Here is a 20,016-nt window from a genome sequence, read left to right as displayed (position 1 = left end):
ACAGGGAGGAAACCATGGATGCTGCCGACCAGAACCAGTACGAACTGAACGAAGATCAGCTTGCCATTCAGGACATGGCGCGAGCCTTCGCCAGTGATCGCGTTGCCCCGCATGCATTGCAATGGGACCGCGACAAGCATTTCCCCGTCGACGTATTGCAAGAGACTGGACCGCTCGGCATGGGCGGCATTTATGTGCGTGAAGATGTGGGCGGCTCGGAGCTGAAGCGGCTCGACGCAGTTCTCATTTTTGAGGCACTGGCAACTGCATGCCCTTCATTCTCGGCTTTCGTCTCCATCCACAACATGGCCGCATGGATGATCGACACTTTCGGCAATGACGAACAGCGCCTGCGCTTTCTGCCAAAGCTCACGTCAATGGAATGGCTTGCCAGCTACTGCCTGACCGAGCCCGGATCGGGTTCGGATGCGGCGGCGCTCAGAACACGCGCTACACGCGATGGCGATCATTATATCCTCAACGGTTCCAAGCAGTTCATTTCCGGTGCAGGCGCCACGGATGTCTATGTGACGATGGTGCGTACCGGCGAGGACGGCCCCAAGGGGATTTCCACCATCGTTGTGCCAAAAGATGCACCCGGCCTTTCGTTTGGTGCAAATGAATTCAAGATGGGCTGGAACGCACAACCGACAAGAACCGTCATTTTCGACAATTGTCGCGTCCCGGCTGAAAACCTTCTCGGTGAAGAAGGAACAGGGTTTCGCATAGCGATGGCCGGGCTTGACGGCGGTCGGCTCAATATTGCTGCCTGTTCGCTCGGCGGCGCGCAATCGGCGCTCGACAAGTCACTGGAATATTGCAGCCAGCGCAAAGCCTTCGGTCAGACAATTGACCGTTTTCAAGCGCTGCAATTCCGCCTGGCGGACATGGAGACGGAACTCTCCGCGTCACGCCTTCTTCTTTACTCCGCTGCCAGCAAGCTTGATCGAAAAACCCACGATGCGGGCAAATGGTCGGCAATGGCCAAGCGCTTTGTCACTGACACGGGTTTCAATGTGGCGAACGAAGCGCTGCAGCTCTTCGGCGGCTACGGCTATCTGCATGAATACGGGATCGAAAAGCTTGTCCGCGATCTGCGCGTACACCAGATCCTCGAAGGTACGAACGAGATCATGCGTGTGATCATCGCACGCCAGATGATCGGACGCTAGTTCTGAATTAGTAACCGCCAAGGGAGGAATTTTTTATGGCCACAATAGCATTTATCGGCCTTGGCAATATGGGTGGCCCGATGGCCGCCAACCTCGTGAAAGCCGGTCACACCGTTCGCGGCTTCGACCTCCTGCCGCAACATCTCGATGAGGCAAAGGCCAATGGTCTCTCGATAGCCTCGAGCGCGCAGGATGCGGTTGCCGACGTTGACGTGGTGATCACCATGCTGCCCGCCGGAAAGCACGTTCTCTCCGTCTATGAGGACATTGCACCAAATGCTCGAAAAGACTCACTTTTCATCGACTGCTCGACAATCGATGTAGATTCAGCACGCAAGGCACATGAGCTGGCCGCAAGCCACGGACATCTTTCCATTGATGCGCCTGTTTCCGGCGGCACCGGTGGCGCTTCCGCAGGGACATTGACTTTCATGGCTGGCGGTAGCGACGACGCATTCACACGCGGGGAGCCGATCCTGCAGCCAATGGCTGGAAAGATCGTGCATTGCGGCGGTGACGGCGCAGGACAAGCGGCGAAAATCTGCAACAACATGATCCTCGGCATATCGATGATCGGTGTCAGCGAGGCCTTTGTTCTGGCTGAGAAACTGGGCCTGTCCCACCAAGCGCTCTTCGATGTGGCGTCAACATCATCGGGGCAATGCTGGTCACTGACAACCTACTGTCCGGTTCCGGGACCGGTTCCAACATCACCTGCAAACCGCGACTATAAACCCGGTTTTGCGGCAGCTTTGATGCTGAAAGACCTCAAGCTCTCGCAGGAAGCCGCGCAAAGCGCTGGCGCTGAAACACCGCTCGGCGCACATGCACAGGAACTTTACAGTCTTTTTGATGGTGAAGGCCATGGCGCCGAAGACTTCTCAGGCATCATCAATTACCTGCGCTCCAAATCTGGAGCAGATTAAACAATTGCCCACGCAAAAAAATCGCATTGTTTAGATTTGCTTAAGTCTCTGATAACCGTACGGTAACGATGTTGGGCTAGAAAGGAGCACGAGACGGGTTCACCCGGCTCAACGCTCCGGATCTGGTACTGCGTACCGGAGCTCAGTATATCCCGCCAGTGTATTGTTCGGCGGAGATGCCATGCGTAATTGGCAAAACCGTGCACCTCTGGCAGCGCGGTTTTTGCCATTTGAACCTACAAATAGTTGCCTGAAACTGGCCCGTTGCCCTTGATCATCAGGGAATGCACAATTACACGCCTTTGTTACAAAGCATTTAGAGCTGTTCGATTGAAATCCGGACATAATCCTGTGAAATGCAGAGCGCTTCCAATGAAGCCTGCTACACAGGTGATTTTTATTCAGGGCAATGAATTTGACTGCACAACGACCAGCCACCGCTGTTTCCACTGCCGATAAGAAACTTTTCGGCCTGCCTTTGGCTGTAATTTTCGTGCTGTGCTATTTCGCGTTCCAAACCATTCTTGTCACCGTTGTTTCCAACGGCGCAGGCCTTGATGACGCCGAGCAGCTGGCCAATATCGGCTACCTGGACTGGGGGTATGGCGGATCACAACCCCCTCTCTATACCTGGATTACCAATCTGGTTGCATCGGTGCTGGGCACATCGATGTTCACACTCCAGATCGTGAAATTCAGCATTCTTGCAAGCCTGTTCCTAAGCGTTTACGGCGCTATGAGACTGCTCGGTTTTTCGCGCATTGTCGCGTCAGCCGGTATGCTTGGTCTGTTTCTCATCCCGCAAATCGGCTGGGAATCACAACGCGCCCTGACCCATTCAGTTGCAGGCACCGCCGGTTGTGGCTGGGCCTTCCTGGCCTTTGCCTGGCATATGCGCAGGCGCAGTGTCGTCTCTGCCGCCGCATTAGGCATCGCGATGGCTGCGGCTATCCTCGGCAAATTCAATGCCTCATTCTTCCTGATCATGCTGATCATGACAGGACTTCTCATTCCCGAATACCGCCGGATACTGCTCTCCAAGCTGAGTTTCGTTACGATTCTGGCATTCGCCATCTGCTTCGGACCAACTGCGCTCTGGATGTTCGCACACAAATCCAGCGTCATGGCGCGCGCGAGTAAGTTTGAAATCGGCGCTTCCGGCAATGTCTTCTTCGACCGGCTGATGGGCGTCGAGAGCCTGATAGAAGCAGCCTTTCTGTTCTCGATCCTTGCCCTGGCAATCGCGGGTATCATCGCACTCATTCACTGGCAGAAGAAAACCGCCCCCTCCGTTCCGCTCACCACCGGCGAGAAATTCCTGCGGCTCCTGATCCTAGTCGGACTGGTTATTGTTCTCGTTGGCGTTATCGCCACCGGCGCAAACAACGTGAAAGATCGCTGGCTGCAGCCCGTTCTGTTCCTCACTCCGGCACTGATGGCAAGCCTTTTTGCTCGTTACAGGACCGGAAACAGGGCCTTGATCGACTTCGCTGTCGTGAGCGCTGTCGTAGCGCTTATCGTCCCGCCAGTGTTGAGCTATTACCTGACCTATGGCTCCAGCTCTCCGCCTTACGGCCAGCTCGATTATCGTCATTTCTACGAGGAAGTGCAGGCGAAAGGACCGTTCAAGACGATCCTGACGGACAATGCACAGATACCGGGCAATTTCAGACTATTTGATTCGTCGTTGCGCGTGGTTCATCCCGAAACGCCCGATGCCAGAGCTTACCTGACATCACCCGTACTCGTTATGTGGTTCGGTGGCGCTGAACCCAATGAACGCATTGCTGCTTTGTTGCAAAATGCGAACATCACAATACCTCATGACGGTATCACTACCACCGAAATTGAATATAAAACCCGACCAGACAAGCACATAACCGTCAGCTATTTTCTGGTTCCATAAAGGAAAGGCCCGGGAAACCCGGGCCATTTATTCTCTTATTCTACTGTTTCCTGAACCGCATGAGCGGTGCCTTTTACGTCGCGGCCAACGCCGCGAACAGTATTTGCACAGGACGCAAGCGTGAATGCGCAGAGAACGATAGCAACTGGGACAAGTCGGGTCAGCTTCATGACAGTCTCTCCAATGGGATGTGCAATCCTCCCCTTTCAGGGGTAGGTGCATAGAGTTCCAAGTCTATTCAAACCAGTTATGCCTCCCGCCACATACGAAGCCCCTGCCCGGCATCTGGCGGTGAAGCCGATTCACTCGGCTGTCACAAAAGAAATCTAGCGCAGCGTTTTTCGCTGGCAAGAGAATGCATTAGTTCCCGTCCCAATAAACTGTGATCTGTCATCAGCTGGAACGAAAAGTCTCAAACCGGCCGGAACGGCGATAACCTTCGAAAACATTCCGCAGATGGTCAGCAACGACCTGAATGTGCGGCCCGGCTTCCGGCTTCACAATTATACCCAGCTGATAACGTCCCAGAGCGGGCAAACCATGTTCCGGCCCCAGAGCGACAATTCCATCGCTCAATAGCGTTTTACCAAATGGCGCAATGGCAAGATCAGCCATGATCGCAGCCCGCTGTCCTGTCGAATGCGAGCTCATATAGGCAATGCGGTAAGGACGGCCGCTAGTCTCAAGCGCTTCAAGCGCATTGCCGCGCCAGGCACATCCTTCTTCCCAAATCGAAAGAGGCAGAGGCTCCCGACGATAAGCCGTACCACACTTGGCACCCGCCCAGACGAGTTCCTCATCCAGCAGAACTTCCACATCGCCTTTGTTTAGTATCGTATGGGACATGTTGATCAGCGTAACATCGAGTCGCCGCTCATCGAGCCGCTTGCGCAGATTGCTACTCTGGTCGATCACGACATCCACTGTTACGCCCGGATGGCTTTCGGCAAAACGCTTCAAGACGAGCGGCAATACGCATTCGCCGATATCATCCGGCGACCCTAGCCGAACCACTCCAGTCACTGTGGGCGCAACAAATTTCGAGACTGCCTCTCGATTGAGAGCCAGAAGACGACGCGCATATCCGAGCAGAATCTCGCCATCGCTGGTCAGCGTAACCGAGCGTGCGTCCCGATCGAAAACTGCAACACCAATCTGTTCCTCTAACTTCTTGATCTGCATCGAAACGGCAGAGGGCGTGCGGAACACCGCGTTCGCAGCAGAGGAGAAACTTCCCGTATCGGCAATTGCCACAAATGTGCGCAGCACATCGATATCGAGCATCGGAAGGGGATGTTGAACGGGCGCTGTCATGACGGACTCCGTTTTTTCCGCTCTTTGTTCAAATTTTCTGATCTTAAGCCTTTCTATATTTCGTTTGATTGAACGTCAAGCAGAATGCACATTGAGGACACGAACAAGCAGAGCTGCAGCGAGCGTATCAACCGAACTTCCTGAATGAGGAGAGAGAAAATGACCGTTCAATGCCAATCCGCTCCCAACGGCCGGGCATCAGTCGTGCGCTTTACATCAACGTCATCCGTTGCGAACGCACAGTTATGGTTTCTGGCATTTTACTCCGAAGTGCAAAAACGGATCGAAGCCTGGTCGTACGAACGTCGGGTGAAGCGCAGCCGTCGTGTGCTGGAATCGCTACCTGAACACATATTGCACGATATCGGCTGGCCAAACGTGGATGATCGTCTGCCGGGCATCGCCAAAAACACAGCAGAGTTCAAGCGTGGGCAGTAAAGCCAATTGAGGGCGATCATGCGATCCGCCCTCAATTTCCCGACATTAAAATACCTTTTCGCGGCAGGCATTTAGCCGCACTTTGCAACCTACCCGTTCTGTGTCTCAATAGAACACTATCTTGTTTGCGCCATCGCCCTCCCCCTGTGAAACCGGGCCAACGCAGCAAGGTTGCCGGTCTGAAAGCGACCGGAGAAAACCGGGCCCAAAAGACCCGGAGTCGTGACGGAGACACAAGGCTTCAACTGCGTCGGGAACCGCAGCCAGAGCCTTTCGAGAATGGGAACGATCGGGCATGATCCAAGCTTCATCGGTTAAGCGGTCTATTGTCTTTTTCCTGGTTCCAAACTTTTCGATGATTGCATTCGCAACGGCCATTGAGCCATTGCGCATTGCAAATCGGATGCTGGGTTATGATGCCTATAGATGGCGACTGACATCGGTTGATGGAAAACCGGTGACCGCATCCAACGGTGTGGAATGCGCCGTCAATGCATCGCTGGAAGACGAGCGACGTTTCCTGCAGCGCGAGCAACGCCCCTCGATGGTATTCGTCTGCTCCGGCGTCTACGTGGAAGAATTCAGAAACAAGTCGGTCTTTGCGTGGCTGCGTGAGGAATATAATCGCGGCGTGGCAGTCGGTGGACTTTGTACCGGCGCCCATATACTGGCCGCGGCCGGGCTTCTATCTGGCAAACGCTGTGCCATTCACTGGGAAAATCTCCCCGGTTTCTCGGAAGCCTTTCCCAAGGCCGAGGTCTATGCCGATCTGTTCGAGGTCGATGGTAACCTTTACACCTGCGCGGGCGGAACCGCCTCTCTCGATATGATGCTGAAGCTGATTGGAGATGATTTCGACGCCAATCTGGTCAACAAGATCTGTGAACAGGCACTGACCGACCGTGTCCGCAGCCCGCAGGATCGCCAGCGCCTGCCGCTGCGGGCCCGTCTCGGCATTCAGAACTCCAAGGTGCTCACCATCATCGAGATGATGGAAGCCAATCTTTCAGAGCCGCAGGCACTGATCAATGTGGCCCACACGATTGGTCTTTCGCGGCGTCAGGTGGAGCGTCTTTTCCGACAGGAGATGGGCCGGTCTCCGGCGCGCTATTATCTGGAAATTCGCCTCGATCGCGCGCGGCATCTGTTGTTGCAATCGTCCATGCCTGTGGTCGAAGTCGCAGTCGCCTGTGGCTTTGTTTCGGCGTCGCATTTTTCCAAATGCTATCGGGAATTATACGGACGCTCGCCACAACAGGAACGGGCAGAGCGCAAAATGCTCATCGCCGCTTAAGCACGACACTAAAGAAAGATAGAGCTGCATCTTGAATGGAGCAGCTCCACTCCTGTCAGCTTTCAAAATAAAATCAAAACCATACAGGCTTTTCCGGAATCAGTTCTACAGATCGAACCATCTGTGGATACAGGATTGTTGGATATGTCGCGAACAGGACAGCCGATGCTCAACCTTCCGGGATTTCCAGAAGCTGCGATGCAGTCGTCTGACGCTGCGAATATGTCGTATAAAGGCAAATGTCGCGCCCAGCCAACGACTATGGTTTTGTCAAATACCAACGAGAGCGGTTTCAGGTAATACGGAGTCGTTGGAACCGCTCTATCCATCTTTTTCACGCATTATCCGACGCAAAACCGCTACGCACTTTTGCTGGAAATGCTCTAGGGACGCATAAAATGGCAGAGTTTCCTAAGAAGGCAAAAGTTGTGATCGTCGGGCTTGGCGGTATCGTCGGCGCCTCGGTGGCACACCATCTGATCGAGCGCGGCTGGGACGATATCGTCGGCATCGACAAATCGGGTATCCCGACCGACATCGGCTCTACTGCCCATGCGTCCGACTTCTGCTATGCGACCAGCCATGACTTCCTGTCGTGCTGGACAACGCTCTACTCCATCGATTTCTATGAAAAGATGGGGCATTACGCCCGCGTCGGTGGCATCGAGGTAGCGCGCGTCGGTGACGATGCCCGCATGGACGAAATCAAGCGCAAGGTCGCATCGGGTAAAGCTTTCGGCACTCGTGCTCGCCTGATGGAACCGTCAGAGATCAAGGAAAAATTCCCGCTCATCGAGGAAAGCCTGGTTCAAGGCGGCCTGTGGGACCCCGATGCCGGTCTGGTCATCCCGCGCTCGCAGACCGTCGCTGGCAAGCTGATTGATCAGGCTGAAGCTGCAGGCAAGCTACAAAGCTTCGCCAACACCCCGGCCCAGTCGCTAATCGTCGAAAACGGGCGCATCAAGGGTGTCGTCACGCATCGCGGCACCATCGAAGCTGACTATGTCATCATCTGCGCTGGCCTTTGGGGACGTCTGATTGCCGAAATGGTTGGTGAAGACCTGCCAGTCATGCCAATTGACCATCCGCTAACATTCTTCGGTCCCTATAACGAGTTTGAAGGCACCGGCAAGGAAATCGGCTGGCCACTCATGCGCGATCAGGGTAACTCCGCCTATATGCGCGACACCGGCGATCCGAAAACTGCCGAAGGCGGCCAGATCGAATGGGGCTATTACGAGGAAAAGAACCCGCGCTTGTGCCATCCGCGTGACCTTCTGGAAAAGCATGAAGCACGTCTCTCGCCATCACAGCGCGATCTTGAGATGGACCAGATTCTCGAACCGCTTGAGCGCGCCATCGAGCTGACGCCCATTCTGGGCGAGCTTGGCTATAATGAAAGCCACTCCTTCAACGGTTTCCTGCAGGTCACGACTGATGGCGGCCCATCCATGGGCGAAAGCCAGAAGGTGCGCGGCCTATGGTATGCAGTCGCCATCTGGGTCAAGGACGGTCCCGGCATGGGCAAGCTCATTGCCGACTGGATGACCGACGGTCGCACGTCCATTGATCATCACGCCGTCGACTATTCCCGTTTCTACCCGCATCAGATGACCGAGCAGTTCATCTGGGATCGCTGCACGGAAACGGCGATGAAGGTGTACAATCCGGCGGTTCATCCGCGTGAACCCTTCTCCAAGGGCCGCAATATCCGCCGCTCACCATTCTATGAACGCGAAGTCGAACTCGGTGGCCATTTCATGGAGCTTGGCGGCTGGGAGCGCGCGCACGGCTATGCCGCCAATGAACACCTTCTCGAAAAGTATGGTGATCGCGTACCAGTGCGCGAAAACGAATGGGATAACCGCCACTTCTGGCGCGTCTCCAATGCCGAACACCTCGAACTGACCGAGAATTGCGGCATCATCAATCTCTCGCACTTCGCCATGTACGACATTGAAGGCCCCGACCATGTCGAGCTGATGGAGTGGCTCTGTGCAGCTAAAATCGGCGGCGATGCCAATATCGGCAAGGGCATCTATACCCACTTCCTCGACGACGAAGGCATGGTGCGGGCCGACTTCACGGTAATCCGCATGGCAGACCGCATCCGTATGATCAATGGTGCCGATGCCGGACCTCGCGACTTCCACTATATGCGTCGCGTGGCCGAAGATAAGGGCTTTGACGTTACGATCACCGATGTGACGGAAAAATACGTCACCATCGGCATCTGGGGTCCGAATGCGCGCGAGAATCTGAAGAAGGTCGTTGAGAGCCCTGAAGGTCTTGATGCGGAAAACTTCCCCTTCGCTGCCATCAAGCCAATCCGGATTGCGGGCAAGGATGTTACCGCGTTCCGCATTTCCTATGTCGGTGAACAGGGTTGGGAATTGCATATGCGTTACGAAGACGGCCTTGCCGTCTGGGATGCGCTTCGCTCCACCGGCGTAATTGCGGTAGGCGTCGAGACCTATGCCAACACGCGTCGCATGGAAAAGAGCTTACGCCTGCAGAATGCCGATCTGCTGACCGAGTATAACCTTCTCGAAGCCGATCTTGCTCGCCCGAAGGTCAAGGAGGCGGATTTCCGCGGCAAGGCAAAGCATGTGGAATATCGCGCCCGCGAGCATCAGCCTGCCATACTCTGCACGCTAGCCATAACCGACAATGTCGATTCGAAAGGTGTGGCCAGGTATCCTGTCGGCATTATGCCGGTACAGGATCCGAGTACCGGAGATACACTCATCGACGAACTTGGCCGCCGGTCTTTCACGACCTCAGTCGCCTATGGCCCGACGATTGGCAAGAACATCGCGCTCGCGTACCTGCCATGGGCCTATTGTCAGGAAGGTCGCAAGCTGAATGTGGAATATTTCGGTGAGACTTATCCGGTTGAAGTGCTTTCGATAGGTTACAAGCCTCTCTACGACCCGGAAAACCTCAAGCCTCGCAGCTGACCGGGACACTTTCCATACAAAAAAGCCGAGGCAACACCTCGGCTTTTCACATTCCGCAATGGGAAAACTATTTCAACGTGGCTTTGCCACCACTGATCGTGATCGTTTCATCGCCGGTCAACGCTTCGCGGTCCCCGTTCGGAAACGTTACGAAGCAGCCCGAGGCGCAAAATTCAACAGTTTCACCGGGCGCGACAATCATTTCGCGCTTAGAAGCGCCTTCCGTAACGACAATCGTCTGAGGGCCGCTATCATTATTGGAAATCTGCGCGGCATAAGCGCTGCCAGTTGAAACTGCAAAACCGATTGCTGCACCAAGAACAAGCTTCCCCAAGCTGTTGGCCTGATTTCTGTTCATACCGTCCCGACCTTTCCATCGCTCCCGCCGCGATATGTCCAATGTCGCAAGAGCCCTATTGCCCTCTGTCATCCCCTTTATAAGCGGACAAAACTGAACTGCAACTGAACGAAACGTTCATCAAGCCCGGTCGTCGGCATCCTCGTCGACTTCCGGCTTCTCTGTCAGGGCCTTTTTCTTCTTGGCTGATGATGAAGGCTCTTTCTCCTTCTGCATCAAATCGGAGAGTTTTTCGATTTCAGGCACACTGAGAACGAGATCAGTCCTAGTAGACGACAGGTGTAATCCTTCCTCATGGAAGCGCTCTACAATCTGGAATCGCAACTCGTTCTTGATACCACCCGTCGCTGTAATATCGGCCACATAGGCGTAGATATCAAAAATCATCAGTGAATCGTTCATGTTCTGAAACGAAACGAACGGCTCAGGATTCTTCAAGATCGACGGATGGCCACGAACAATTTCGAGAAGCAAAGCGTGGACCCGGCGCGGCTCCTCCGTATAAGAGGCCTGCACATTGATATCGATGCGCCCGAGCTTGTTGCGATGGGTCCAGTTGCCGACGTTACCGTTGATAAGCGTCGAATTCGGCACGATGATCGATTGCTTCTGGAAAGTTTCCACTTCCGTTGCGCGCACGCTGATCTTCTTGACGATACCGCTGACCGTGCCGGCTTCTACCCAGTCGCCGACCTTGAACGGACGTTCGGCGAGCAGAATGAGACCAGAAACAAAATTCTGGACGATATTCTGGAGACCAAAACCGATACCGAGAGACAAACCACCAGCGATAAGAGCCAGGTTCGACATATTGAACCCGGCTGCCGATACACCGACCAGAGCGGCAAGACAAAGGCCAACATAGCCTATGACTGTGCGGATTGAATTGCGTACGCCAGAATCCACCCGCCCGCGCGCCATAACACTGTTGTCGAGCCAGTTCTGGAACCAGCGCGTCAGAAGATAGCCGATCACGAACAGCAGCACGCCGGTCAATAGTCCCATGAGCGAGATCGAAATATTGCCGATCTGGAAACCGGTCATCAACTGATAGAAGGTGCTTTTAAGTTCGGCCCACTGGAAGCCGAGCTGCATCAAAACGAGCGGAATGCCGATCAAGGCAACGACGAGATTGATCAATATGCCCGCCACAAGGCCAAGCTGATCAAGGGTTGCGTCATCGAAATGAAACCGCTCCCGCATTGCCTTGCCAATCTGGCTGGATGCGAAAGCCTGCTCTTCGGAAATTGCACGCCCAGTCAGGAAGCCCATATACATCGTAACCAGAAATGCGCCCGTCACCACGATCTGCTGCGATATGAAGCGCGCCATGCCGATATAGCCAAACAGCGCGGTCAGAATGGGTAAAAGCCCCAATATGATCAGGAATGTTCTGAATGCGCGCGGCCATGAGCGGACAGCGCCATCCTTTTCGCGCTCAACCGGTTTCAGAAACGCAATCGCCAGGATGAGAACGCCAACCATCACCGTAGCAAGCAGGCTTTTCGCCATCGTCAGCGACAGAGGCGATGACAAAATCTGGTTGACCTTTCCGAAGAAAGAATCGAGCCCGCTTGTCAGCGCCGTGGCAGTTATCAGCAACCCCAACACGCGTCCTGGACGTGGTGCGACCGGAACCAGTCGCCACTGCGGCATATCCGAGCTGATACAGGCAGACGCCAGTCTATGAATGAAGAAAACGAGCCCAAGAACGAGAAAAAGCGACTGAATCAGAGCGGCAATATCTGTTCTCAAGACATTAAAATAGTTCATTAAAAAGTAAGTCGTCGCCAAGAATACGCCCACAGCAGCGGACGGTATAACCGTAGACCAGAAAGCCACTGAGAGGCGACTTAGATAGGAGGGCGATTCGATCGTTGGATCGCGTTGATAGAGCGTTCCGAGGACGCGTCTTGCACCCAGCTGGATGACCAGCGCCGCCGCAAACGCAAAAAACGCGGCAGCGAGAAATGACTTGAGCTTGAACGTACTTACAAAACGCCACCACGACTGAACGATGCGCCAGAGTGAAACCATCTGGTTACTGGCAGCCGAAGCAACCTCTGTACCCAGCGTCGTATCGAGATTCACGCGTTGTGAAAGTGTGCGTGCAAAAAGGTCTCGGCGCATGTCGCCGATCTTTGCGGACATCTGATTGACGGAAAGCGATGTGTCTTCCGTCTCGCCGACAATGGCATTGATCTCGGCCTTTTCGGCGGTCAGTCGCGCGCGTTCTTCACTGACGATTGCCGGTTCTGGCGGCTGATCGCCAGAGGGTGCGGGGCCAAGCTGTTCCAGCCGCGTATTTATTTCGGTCAGACGCGGACGGAATGAAACGCCAGCATCCAGAAGCTTCTTTGAAAGAGAGTCCAGCTGGAGCTTGAGATTGGCCAGCGTTTCATCGTTCGAAGTGGCCTTGGGAAGCTGATCACTGATCCGTTTCGTCTGTTGCTTCAGATCGTTGATGACAGGCTTTTGTTGCTGAACCACGCTGGAAACAGGCGCTGGTGCCTGTTGCTGATCGGTAGCAGCGGGCGCTTGCTGGGCTGAGTCGTTTTGCGGAGCGGCAGCGGGCGCAGTTTGTGCCGCCGGCGGAGTCGAGGGCTTGTTATCCTGCGCAAAGGCAGGCGCAATGCCACCCGGCGACAGAGCGCCGATCAGAAGAGAAAATGCAAGAACACGAAACGTCGATGAATATGCCAATTCAATTCTGCCGTTAAACAAGACATGGTTTCAACATAAAGCGCCCTAAAACGGATGCAAGGCGTAGGCCGTCTACAAGATTTCACGGTGCGCAGGAAGCGGACCCATAACGTATAAGACGAGCCTTGATGCCAGTATTTCCTTGTTCGTGCGAACACAAATGATTAATGAGGATTCGCAATGAGTGTGAAAAGCTGGCTCAACTCCACGGATCGACTCTAAAGAAAGTCTTGGCGATTTGATGAAGGGCATGAAAAACACGGAACAGCACAAGCGGCATGGTTTCATGCTGTTCGTTACGTGCGTTCTGTCGTTTACGGCTTTTCTGTTTGCCGTGGATTTTTCAACGCCGGACGAAGATGTTGCCCGTGGTCACTCTGGCGGCATCGTCGCAAGACAGGTCGAAGGCACTCCGACAACCCCTGTTCGCCAGCAATCCACCCCCTCGCCGCAGCACATGCGGGCGATCCTGATCGAAGCGATCGCAGCCAAGATCAAAGCTGTTTATCTTGATGGCACCGGAGCAGCGCTGCCCGTTGCGGCAGTGGCTTTTGCTCTTCCAAAGTCGGCAGCAGCCAAAGCGGCGCTGAATTTCCAGCGCCTCGCAGTTTTGCAGAGACATTTTGGCTCTGCCCGTGCGCCTCCTAAAAGCGCATAATATGCCATCCTCGAAGATTGGCTTTAACCAATCCTGACACCATTACAAACGATGCCCGCACCGCTGCTTGATGAGTGGCAATTGGGGCGTACCAACCGGAACCTTAATCCATGCGTACTTCCAAATGGGTGGTTGTGCTTTATAGCCTGATCGTTGCGATCGGCGTTATCATTGCCTTGCCCAACTTTTTCACCCAAAAGCAACTTGAGGCGATGCCGTCCTGGTTCCCGAAGCGTCAGGTCACGCTCGGCCTCGACTTGCGCGGCGGCTCGTATCTCGTGCTCGAAGTCGATGCAGCGAGCCTGAAGAAAGACCGTTTGCGCTCTCTGCTTGACGATGCCCGCAGCAAGCTGCGTGCCGAACGCATCCAGCCGCAGTCGATCCGTGCTGTCGGCGATGCGGTCGTTGTGACCATCCCTGATGCGGACCAGCGTTCCAAGGCGGAAACTGCACTTCGCACCTTGATTTCGCAGGTCAATACCAGCGGTTTCGGCACGGCGATCAACGACATAGATGTTGCCTCGAACGACAATCAGGTACGCCTGACCCTCACCGAGGCAGGTTTCAACTATCGTCTTGATGCCGCTCTTCAGCAGAGCCTTGAAATCATCCGTCAGCGCGTCGACCAGGTCGGCGTTGCAGAACCGTCCATCCAGCGCGTAGGCTCGGACCGTATCGTCGTTCAGCTTCCCGGTCTTCAAGACCCGGCGCAGCTTCGCCAGCTTCTCGGAAGCACGGCGAAAATGAGCTTCCATATGGTCGCCGATGCCAATCCGAACGATGCGCCGCCTCCGGGCGTGACCATCATGCCGGATTCCAAGGATCCGAACATCAAGTATCCGATCGAGGATCAGATCGCCCTTTCCGGCGAGCGTCTCACCGATGCGCGTGCAGGTTTCGACCAGCGCACCAACGAGCCGATCGTGTCTTTCCGTTTCGATAGCCTCGGTGCACGCCAGTTCGCGGACATTACGACGAAAAACGTCAATCGTCCGTTCGCAATCGTGCTCGATGGCAAGGTGCTAAGCGCCCCGGTCATCCGTGAACCGATCACCGGCGGCTCGGGCCAGATTTCCGGCAGCTTTACGGTTCAGGACACAGTTGTTCTTTCGGCACTCCTGCGCGCTGGCGCCCTGCCCGCTCCGCTGACCGTTATCGAAGAACGCACAGTCGGTCCGGACCTTGGCGGCGATGCCATCAAGATGGGTCTGATTACAGGTATCGTGGGCTTCGTACTCGTCGCGGTCTTCATCCAGCTCCTTTATGGCGTCTGGGGCACGATTGCCAACGTGGCGCTGTTGCTCCACACCTTGCTCACCTTCTCTGCTTTGAGCCTCATTGGCGCAACGCTGACATTGCCCGGTATCGCCGGTATCATTCTCGGTATTGGTATCGCGGTTGACGCCAATATTCTCATCAATGAACGTATCCGCGAAGAAACGCGACGCGGCCTCGGGGCCATGGCCGCGCTGGACAAGGGCTTCCATAGCGCCTTCTCCACCATTGTGGATGCGAATGTTACATCCCTGATCTCGACCTTGCTGTTGTTCACCTTCGGCACAGGCCCGGTTCGCGGCTTTGCGATCACCATGATGCTCGGTATCGCGATCTCCATGTTCACTGATGTGACGTTGGTACGCATGGTCATGGCGTGGTACGTTCGCAAGCGTAAGCTGAAGGTGCTCGTCATCGAGCCGTTCCTGAAATTCGTCCCGGAAAAAACGAATATCAGCTTCATGAATGCACGCTTCATCGGCATTGGCGTCTCGATTGTGCTGTCTATTCTGTCCATTGGTCTGTTCTTCAAACCGGGATTGAATTACGGCATTGACTTCAAGGGCGGCATTCAGGCGGAAATCGTCACGTCACAGCCAGCCGATCTGGCGCAACTTCGCGCCAAGCTAGGCGCACTGGGTCTTGGCGAAGTAGCGCTTCAGTCAGCCGGTAGCCCGAATGATGTCTTGATCCGCGTCCAGCGTCAGGAAGGTGGCGAGGAAGCGCAGACGGTTGCTGTCAACAAGATGCGCGAAGCCGTGACTGAGCTTGATCCTGGTGTGAAAATCGAGCGGACAGAAGTCGTCGGCCCGAAAGTCTCCGGTGAACTGGCCCGTTCAGGCTTCATCGCCGTCATCCTGTCGGCACTCGGCATGCTCATCTATCTCTGGTGGCGCTTCGAGTGGTTCTTTGCGATGGGCGCAATCATCACGCTTATCCTCGACACCACGAAGATGGTCGGCTTCTTCGCGCTGTTCCAGCTCGATTTTAACCTGACAGCCATTGCAGCGCTTCTGACCGCTATCGGTTACTCGGTAAACGATAAGGTCGTGGTTTATGACCGCATGCGTGAAAACATGCGTCTTTATAAATCAAAGCCGCTACGCGAGATTGTCGATATGAGTATCAATCAGGTGCTCGTCCGCTGTGTTTACACATCGATGACGACGTTCCTGTGTATGCTCCCGATGGCAATCTGGGGCGGTAGCGCGGTTCATAATTTTGCCGTGCCGATGCTGTTCGGTATCTTTATCGCTACATCGTCGTCGATCTTCATCGCCGCTCCGATCCTGCTTCTGCTCGGCAACTGGTGGCAGCACCGCAAGGAAGCCCATCAGGCAATTGAAGACAGCGCCGCAGCGCAGAAATAACCCGCTTGCCGGGCAAGGCTCAAGCTTTGCCCGGCTCCCACTTACATAATTGAAAAGCCAGAGGGGGAAGGCACCTGATGCCCCATGACACGCCTTTGATAGCGACAATCGTCATCGGGTTATGCCTGGCCTTCATCTTCGGTGCGATAGCCACCCGCCTGAAAATCTCCCCCCTCGTCGGCTATCTTCTGGCCGGTGTCATTGCTGGCCCGCACACGCCCGGATTCGTCGCTGATCAGGATCTGATTCTGCAGCTAGCCGAAATTGGCGTCATCCTGCTGATGTTCGGCGTCGGCCTGCACTTTTCCCTCAAAGATCTTCTTTCCGTCAAAGCCATAGCAGTACCCGGCGCGCTCGCGCAGATTGCAGCAGCCGCAGCCCTCGGCACGGGCCTTGGGCTCGCCCTTGGTTGGGATGTACAGGCAGGTCTGGTTTTTGGCCTCGCACTTTCGACCGCCAGTACCGTCGTCCTGTTGCGCGCCATGCAAGAGCGCCGCCTGATCGACACCGAACGTGGACGCATCGCAGTAGGCTGGCTGATCGTCGAAGACCTTGCCATGGTCATGGCACTGGTGTTGCTTCCGGCAGTCGCCAGTGTAACCGGCCGTGCAGAAGGCTCAGCAGCGAGTGATCCTATCGTTTCATGGCTTGGCCTCGGAATTGGCGGCATCATCCTTCTCACCATTGCCAAGGTTGTTCTGTTTGTCGCCCTGATGCTCATCGTCGGGCGCAAGGTCATACCGTGGCTTCTGAACGTCGTGGCTCAGACCGGCTCTCGCGAACTGTTTCGTCTTGGTGTGCTCGCGATTGCGCTGGGCGTCGCTTTCGGCGCAGCTCATCTGTTTGGCGTTTCCTTCGCATTGGGCGCATTCTTCGCCGGCATGGTGATGAGCGAATCCGAACTCAGCCATCGAGCCGCAGAGGAGTCCCTCCCCTTGCGCGACGCCTTCGCGGTGCTGTTCTTCATCTCTGTCGGCATGTTATTCGACCCGATGAGTCTTCTTCGCGATCCGCTGCCCCTGCTCGGAACGCTCGCCATCATTCTTATCGGTAAATCAGTCGCAGCATTCTTCATCGTGCGCGCTTTCCGTCGCCCTGTCAGCACAGCGCTCACCATTTCGGCGAGCCTTGCGCAGATTGGTGAGTTCTCCTTCATTCTTGCGGGATTGGGCGTCAGCCTTAATCTCCTCCCACCAGCCGGACGCGACCTCATTCTCGCAGGCGCAATCCTCTCGATTTTCCTCAATCCAGTCATGTTCATTGTCGCGGAACGGATGCGACCATGGATCGAAAAGCGAAGCAAAGGCGAAACGTCAGCCGGTGATAACACCAGTGCCGAACTCAATATTTCCGAGCCCGAGCCATTGCCGCAGACTTTGCTGACCGCACACACGATTATCGTTGGTTACGGCCAGATCGGCGAAAGGATCGCAGCAGGATTGCAGGCAGAGACGCCTTTTCTCGTCATTGAGGATTCGTCGAAAGTCAGCGCCTCGCTCAAGGATAAAGGCATCCAGGTTATTACAGGGAACGCCTCAGATTCAGATATACTGAAGGCGGCCAATCCGGTAACGGCTCGAAACCTGGTTATTGCAATACCCAACGCTTTCGAAGCTGGGCGGGTGACGGCATTGGCCAGAGCCGCCAATCCGGAAATCAGCATCGTCGTGCGGGCCTGTTCAAAGGCAGAAGCACAATATTTGCATGATCTTGGCGCAGATTTTGTCATTCTGGGAGAAGAAGAAATCGCAGCAGCCATGGCAAAGGCAATCGGAACTGAGATCAAGAGGAAAAATACCGAAACCGTTTCAGAGGAAAACGAATTTCAGGCCGACGCATTAGGGATAATATCGGGAGATGGGTCGACCGATATCATGGGCAAAAAAGGGGATGATATGAAGCATGAAGGCATGGTGACCGGTTGATGAAAGCAAAGGATTACATCTGGCCGGTCGTGGGTATTTGCGCAGTCGGTATTTCGGCTTGGCTTCTCTATCGCGAACTTCGCAGCATTTCGCTCGATGATGTTCTAGACAGTCTTTACGCCATCCGCGCCCATCACTGGGCACTCGCGGCTGCTTCAGCACTTCTCGCCTACAGTTCGCTTGCTGGTTATGATCGCATCGCGCTGCTGCACCTCAGACGCAAGATTTCCTGGCTGTTTATCGCGCTTTGCTCCTTCACCACCTACGCGCTGTCGCACAATATCGGCGCTTCGGTCGTCTCCGGTGCGGTCGTGCGTTACAGGGCATATTCTTCTCAAGGCATGCCCGGCAGCGAAATCGCCGTCCTCATTGCTTTCTGTTCATTCACATTCATTCTTGGTGTTGTCATTACTTCCAGCGTCGTTCTCCTGCTGGAGCCGCATATTCTCATGCGCTTCAACGAGGAACTGACACCAACCGTCTCCATCGTCATTGCACTTCTAATGCTGGCATTCGTACTGCTTTATGTCTTCGGTAGCTGGCTGCGCCTGCGTCCGCTTCAGATCGGCAGTTTCCGTCTGGAATATCCGCGGCTGTCGGTTGTAGTGCAGCAGCTCATCGTCGCACCGCTGGAGCTGATCGGTGCCGCTGGTATCATTTATTTTGCCTTGCCAGAGGCCGGCAATCCCGGTTTCCTCATTATTCTTGGCATTTTCCTGGTCTCATTCTCTGCAGCCCTGATATCGCACGCTCCGGGCGGCCTTGGTGTTCTGGAACTCGTTTTCCTGACTGGCTTGCCGGATATGAATCAGGCTGATGTTCTGGCTGCGCTGATCGTCTTCCGTCTGCTCTACCTGCTTATCCCATTCGCGATGTCGCTTGTGGTCGTGTTGGTCTTCGAGAAATCCCAGTTTCTCCTGCGCTGGAACGATAAACAGCGAAAATAGAAGCAGATCAACGACGGAGTATATTCTTCACAAAACCCGCCATAATTTGAATTTTTTTTCCTTAAAATGGCGGCCATGGCCGCCTATCTTGGAACCAGTTTCGCAAATGGAACAAATTGCGAAACTGAACGCCCTCCCAAGGCTTTATCCAAGAGGAAAAACGCATGCCTGCGACATTGATCATCCCCGGCTACAAGGGATCGGAAGCAGGCCACTGGCAGCGCCAATGGTTGCATGACGATCCGTCAGCATTGCTTGTCGAACAGGACGACTGGCACTATCCGGTGCTATCCGACTGGATGCACGCACTCGAAGCCAAACTCGCCGAAAATCCGGGCGCCGTTCTGGTCGCCCATAGTCTCGGCTGCGCACTGGTCGCACATCTGGCCAGCCGACCGTCGGCAGCACATGTGGCGGGCGCCCTTCTCGTTGCACCTGCCGACGCGGAAACTATGGCCCGCAAGGACAGCCGTTTCCAGAGCTTTGCCCCGCTGCCGCGCCATGAGCTGGGCTTCCCTTCCATCGTCGTGGCAAGCCGCAACGATGAATATATGAGCTTTGCCAAAGCTGAAGCCCTTTCGCACGTTTGGGGATCGGGTTTTGTCGATCTTGGCCATTCTGGCCACATCAACGTAGCAAGTGGTTTCAGTCGCTGGCCGGAGGGGATTATCCTTGCATCCTCTCTTCACAGAGAACCGGTAGCCAACACGCTTTCCCAAGCAGCGTGACCGTGAGAGCGGTTCCAGTCAAAATGGAACCGCTCCAGCTCT

The 20,016-nt window shown here is 55.0% G+C and carries 15 protein-coding genes; 11 read left to right on the top strand and 4 right to left on the bottom strand.

Features of this window, described 5'->3' with window-relative positions; all coding sequences use genetic code 11:
* Positions 1-14: 14 nt before the first annotated feature.
* The 3 genes from OANT_RS09730 (at position 15) to OANT_RS09720 (ending at position 4,004) form a co-directional block, all read left to right on the top strand.
* Positions 15-1,172: an isobutyryl-CoA dehydrogenase gene (locus OANT_RS09730; protein WP_012091853.1), complete on the top strand. Its 1,158-nt coding sequence runs from the start codon at positions 15-17 to the stop codon at positions 1,170-1,172.
* A 35-nt stretch (positions 1,173-1,207) separates the two neighbouring features.
* Positions 1,208-2,098 (top strand): 3-hydroxyisobutyrate dehydrogenase, encoded by an 891-nt coding sequence (mmsB, locus tag OANT_RS09725; RefSeq protein ID WP_012091852.1) that lies wholly within the window; start codon positions 1,208-1,210, stop codon positions 2,096-2,098.
* Positions 2,099-2,507: 409 nt separating this feature from the next.
* A complete protein-coding gene (locus OANT_RS09720) occupies positions 2,508-4,004 on the top strand; it encodes an ArnT family glycosyltransferase (RefSeq protein WP_012091851.1) in 1,497 nt (498 codons plus the stop codon).
* A gap of 35 nt (positions 4,005-4,039) precedes the next feature.
* On the opposite strand, the gene OANT_RS09715 is transcribed toward OANT_RS09720, so the two are convergent.
* Complete coding sequence (locus OANT_RS09715) at positions 4,040-4,174, bottom strand: entericidin A/B family lipoprotein (RefSeq protein WP_012091850.1); 135 nt, start codon at positions 4,172-4,174, stop codon at positions 4,040-4,042.
* 223 nt (positions 4,175-4,397) lie between these two features.
* Entirely contained in the window at positions 4,398-5,318 is a 921-nt protein-coding gene (locus OANT_RS09710; protein ID WP_012091849.1) for a LysR family transcriptional regulator, read from the bottom strand.
* Positions 5,319-5,477: 159 nt separating this feature from the next.
* Between OANT_RS09710 and OANT_RS09705 the strand changes: the two genes are divergently transcribed.
* From OANT_RS09705 to OANT_RS09695, 3 genes are all read left to right on the top strand, one after another.
* The gene (locus tag OANT_RS09705) at positions 5,478-5,756 is read left to right on the top strand and encodes a DUF1127 domain-containing protein (RefSeq protein ID WP_012091848.1); all 279 of its coding nucleotides are present in this window, start codon (positions 5,478-5,480) and stop codon (positions 5,754-5,756) included.
* A gap of 295 nt (positions 5,757-6,051) precedes the next feature.
* Entirely contained in the window at positions 6,052-7,050 is a 999-nt protein-coding gene (locus tag OANT_RS09700; RefSeq protein ID WP_012091847.1) for a GlxA family transcriptional regulator, read from the top strand.
* Between the two features lie 398 nt (positions 7,051-7,448).
* Positions 7,449-10,010, top strand: coding sequence for a GcvT family protein (locus tag OANT_RS09695; RefSeq protein WP_012091846.1), 2,562 nt, complete (start codon positions 7,449-7,451; stop codon positions 10,008-10,010).
* A 67-nt stretch (positions 10,011-10,077) separates the two neighbouring features.
* On the opposite strand, the gene OANT_RS09690 is transcribed toward OANT_RS09695, so the two are convergent.
* Both OANT_RS09690 and OANT_RS09685 read right to left on the bottom strand, forming a co-directional pair.
* Positions 10,078-10,368, bottom strand: a complete 291-nt coding sequence (locus tag OANT_RS09690) for a hypothetical protein (protein WP_012091845.1) — start codon at positions 10,366-10,368, stop codon at positions 10,078-10,080.
* Between the two features lie 120 nt (positions 10,369-10,488).
* Positions 10,489-13,071, bottom strand: coding sequence for a mechanosensitive ion channel family protein (locus OANT_RS09685; protein ID WP_086000477.1), 2,583 nt, complete (start codon positions 13,069-13,071; stop codon positions 10,489-10,491).
* 241 nt (positions 13,072-13,312) lie between these two features.
* Between OANT_RS09685 and OANT_RS09680 the strand changes: the two genes are divergently transcribed.
* The 5 genes from OANT_RS09680 (at position 13,313) to OANT_RS09660 (ending at position 19,974) form a co-directional block, all read left to right on the top strand.
* The gene (locus OANT_RS09680; RefSeq protein WP_012091843.1) at positions 13,313-13,729 is read left to right on the top strand and encodes a hypothetical protein; all 417 of its coding nucleotides are present in this window, start codon (positions 13,313-13,315) and stop codon (positions 13,727-13,729) included.
* Between the two features lie 110 nt (positions 13,730-13,839).
* Positions 13,840-16,374, top strand: coding sequence for a protein translocase subunit SecD (gene secD / locus OANT_RS09675; RefSeq protein WP_012091842.1), 2,535 nt, complete (start codon positions 13,840-13,842; stop codon positions 16,372-16,374).
* A 77-nt stretch (positions 16,375-16,451) separates the two neighbouring features.
* Positions 16,452-18,299 carry a YbaL family putative K(+) efflux transporter gene (gene ybaL / locus OANT_RS09670; protein ID WP_012091841.1) on the top strand — a complete coding sequence of 616 codons (1,848 nt, stop codon included), beginning with the start codon at positions 16,452-16,454 and terminating at the stop codon, positions 18,297-18,299.
* Entirely contained in the window at positions 18,299-19,246 is a 948-nt protein-coding gene (locus OANT_RS09665; RefSeq protein WP_012091840.1) for a lysylphosphatidylglycerol synthase domain-containing protein, read from the top strand. The genes ybaL and OANT_RS09665 overlap by 1 nt, the downstream gene beginning before the upstream one ends.
* A 164-nt stretch (positions 19,247-19,410) precedes the next feature.
* Entirely contained in the window at positions 19,411-19,974 is a 564-nt protein-coding gene (locus tag OANT_RS09660; RefSeq protein ID WP_012091839.1) for an alpha/beta hydrolase, read from the top strand.
* Positions 19,975-20,016 lie beyond the last annotated feature (42 nt).

This window comes from Brucella anthropi ATCC 49188, assembly GCF_000017405.1.
GTDB lineage: Bacteria > Pseudomonadota > Alphaproteobacteria > Rhizobiales > Rhizobiaceae > Brucella > Brucella anthropi.
This window is presented reverse-complemented; position numbering and strand designations above follow the sequence as displayed.

Excerpts from the sequence above, each read along its gene's own strand:
- OANT_RS09730 (WP_012091853.1), top strand. The coding sequence starts at position 15 with ATGGATGCTGCCGACCAGAACCAGTACGAACTGAACGAAGATCAGCTT.
- mmsB (WP_012091852.1), top strand. The coding sequence starts at position 1,208 with ATGGCCACAATAGCATTTATCGGCCTTGGCAATATGGGTGGCCCGATG.
- OANT_RS09720 (WP_012091851.1), top strand. The coding sequence starts at position 2,508 with ATGAATTTGACTGCACAACGACCAGCCACCGCTGTTTCCACTGCCGAT.
- OANT_RS09715 (WP_012091850.1), bottom strand. The coding sequence starts at position 4,174 with ATGAAGCTGACCCGACTTGTCCCAGTTGCTATCGTTCTCTGCGCATTC.
- OANT_RS09710 (WP_012091849.1), bottom strand. The coding sequence starts at position 5,318 with ATGACAGCGCCCGTTCAACATCCCCTTCCGATGCTCGATATCGATGTG.
- OANT_RS09705 (WP_012091848.1), top strand. The coding sequence starts at position 5,478 with ATGACCGTTCAATGCCAATCCGCTCCCAACGGCCGGGCATCAGTCGTG.
- OANT_RS09700 (WP_012091847.1), top strand. The coding sequence starts at position 6,052 with ATGATCCAAGCTTCATCGGTTAAGCGGTCTATTGTCTTTTTCCTGGTT.
- OANT_RS09695 (WP_012091846.1), top strand. The coding sequence starts at position 7,449 with ATGGCAGAGTTTCCTAAGAAGGCAAAAGTTGTGATCGTCGGGCTTGGC.
- OANT_RS09690 (WP_012091845.1), bottom strand. The coding sequence starts at position 10,368 with ATGAACAGAAATCAGGCCAACAGCTTGGGGAAGCTTGTTCTTGGTGCA.
- OANT_RS09680 (WP_012091843.1), top strand. The coding sequence starts at position 13,313 with ATGAAGGGCATGAAAAACACGGAACAGCACAAGCGGCATGGTTTCATG.
- secD (WP_012091842.1), top strand. The coding sequence starts at position 13,840 with ATGCGTACTTCCAAATGGGTGGTTGTGCTTTATAGCCTGATCGTTGCG.
- ybaL (WP_012091841.1), top strand. The coding sequence starts at position 16,452 with ATGCCCCATGACACGCCTTTGATAGCGACAATCGTCATCGGGTTATGC.
- OANT_RS09665 (WP_012091840.1), top strand. The coding sequence starts at position 18,299 with ATGAAAGCAAAGGATTACATCTGGCCGGTCGTGGGTATTTGCGCAGTC.
- OANT_RS09660 (WP_012091839.1), top strand. The coding sequence starts at position 19,411 with ATGCCTGCGACATTGATCATCCCCGGCTACAAGGGATCGGAAGCAGGC.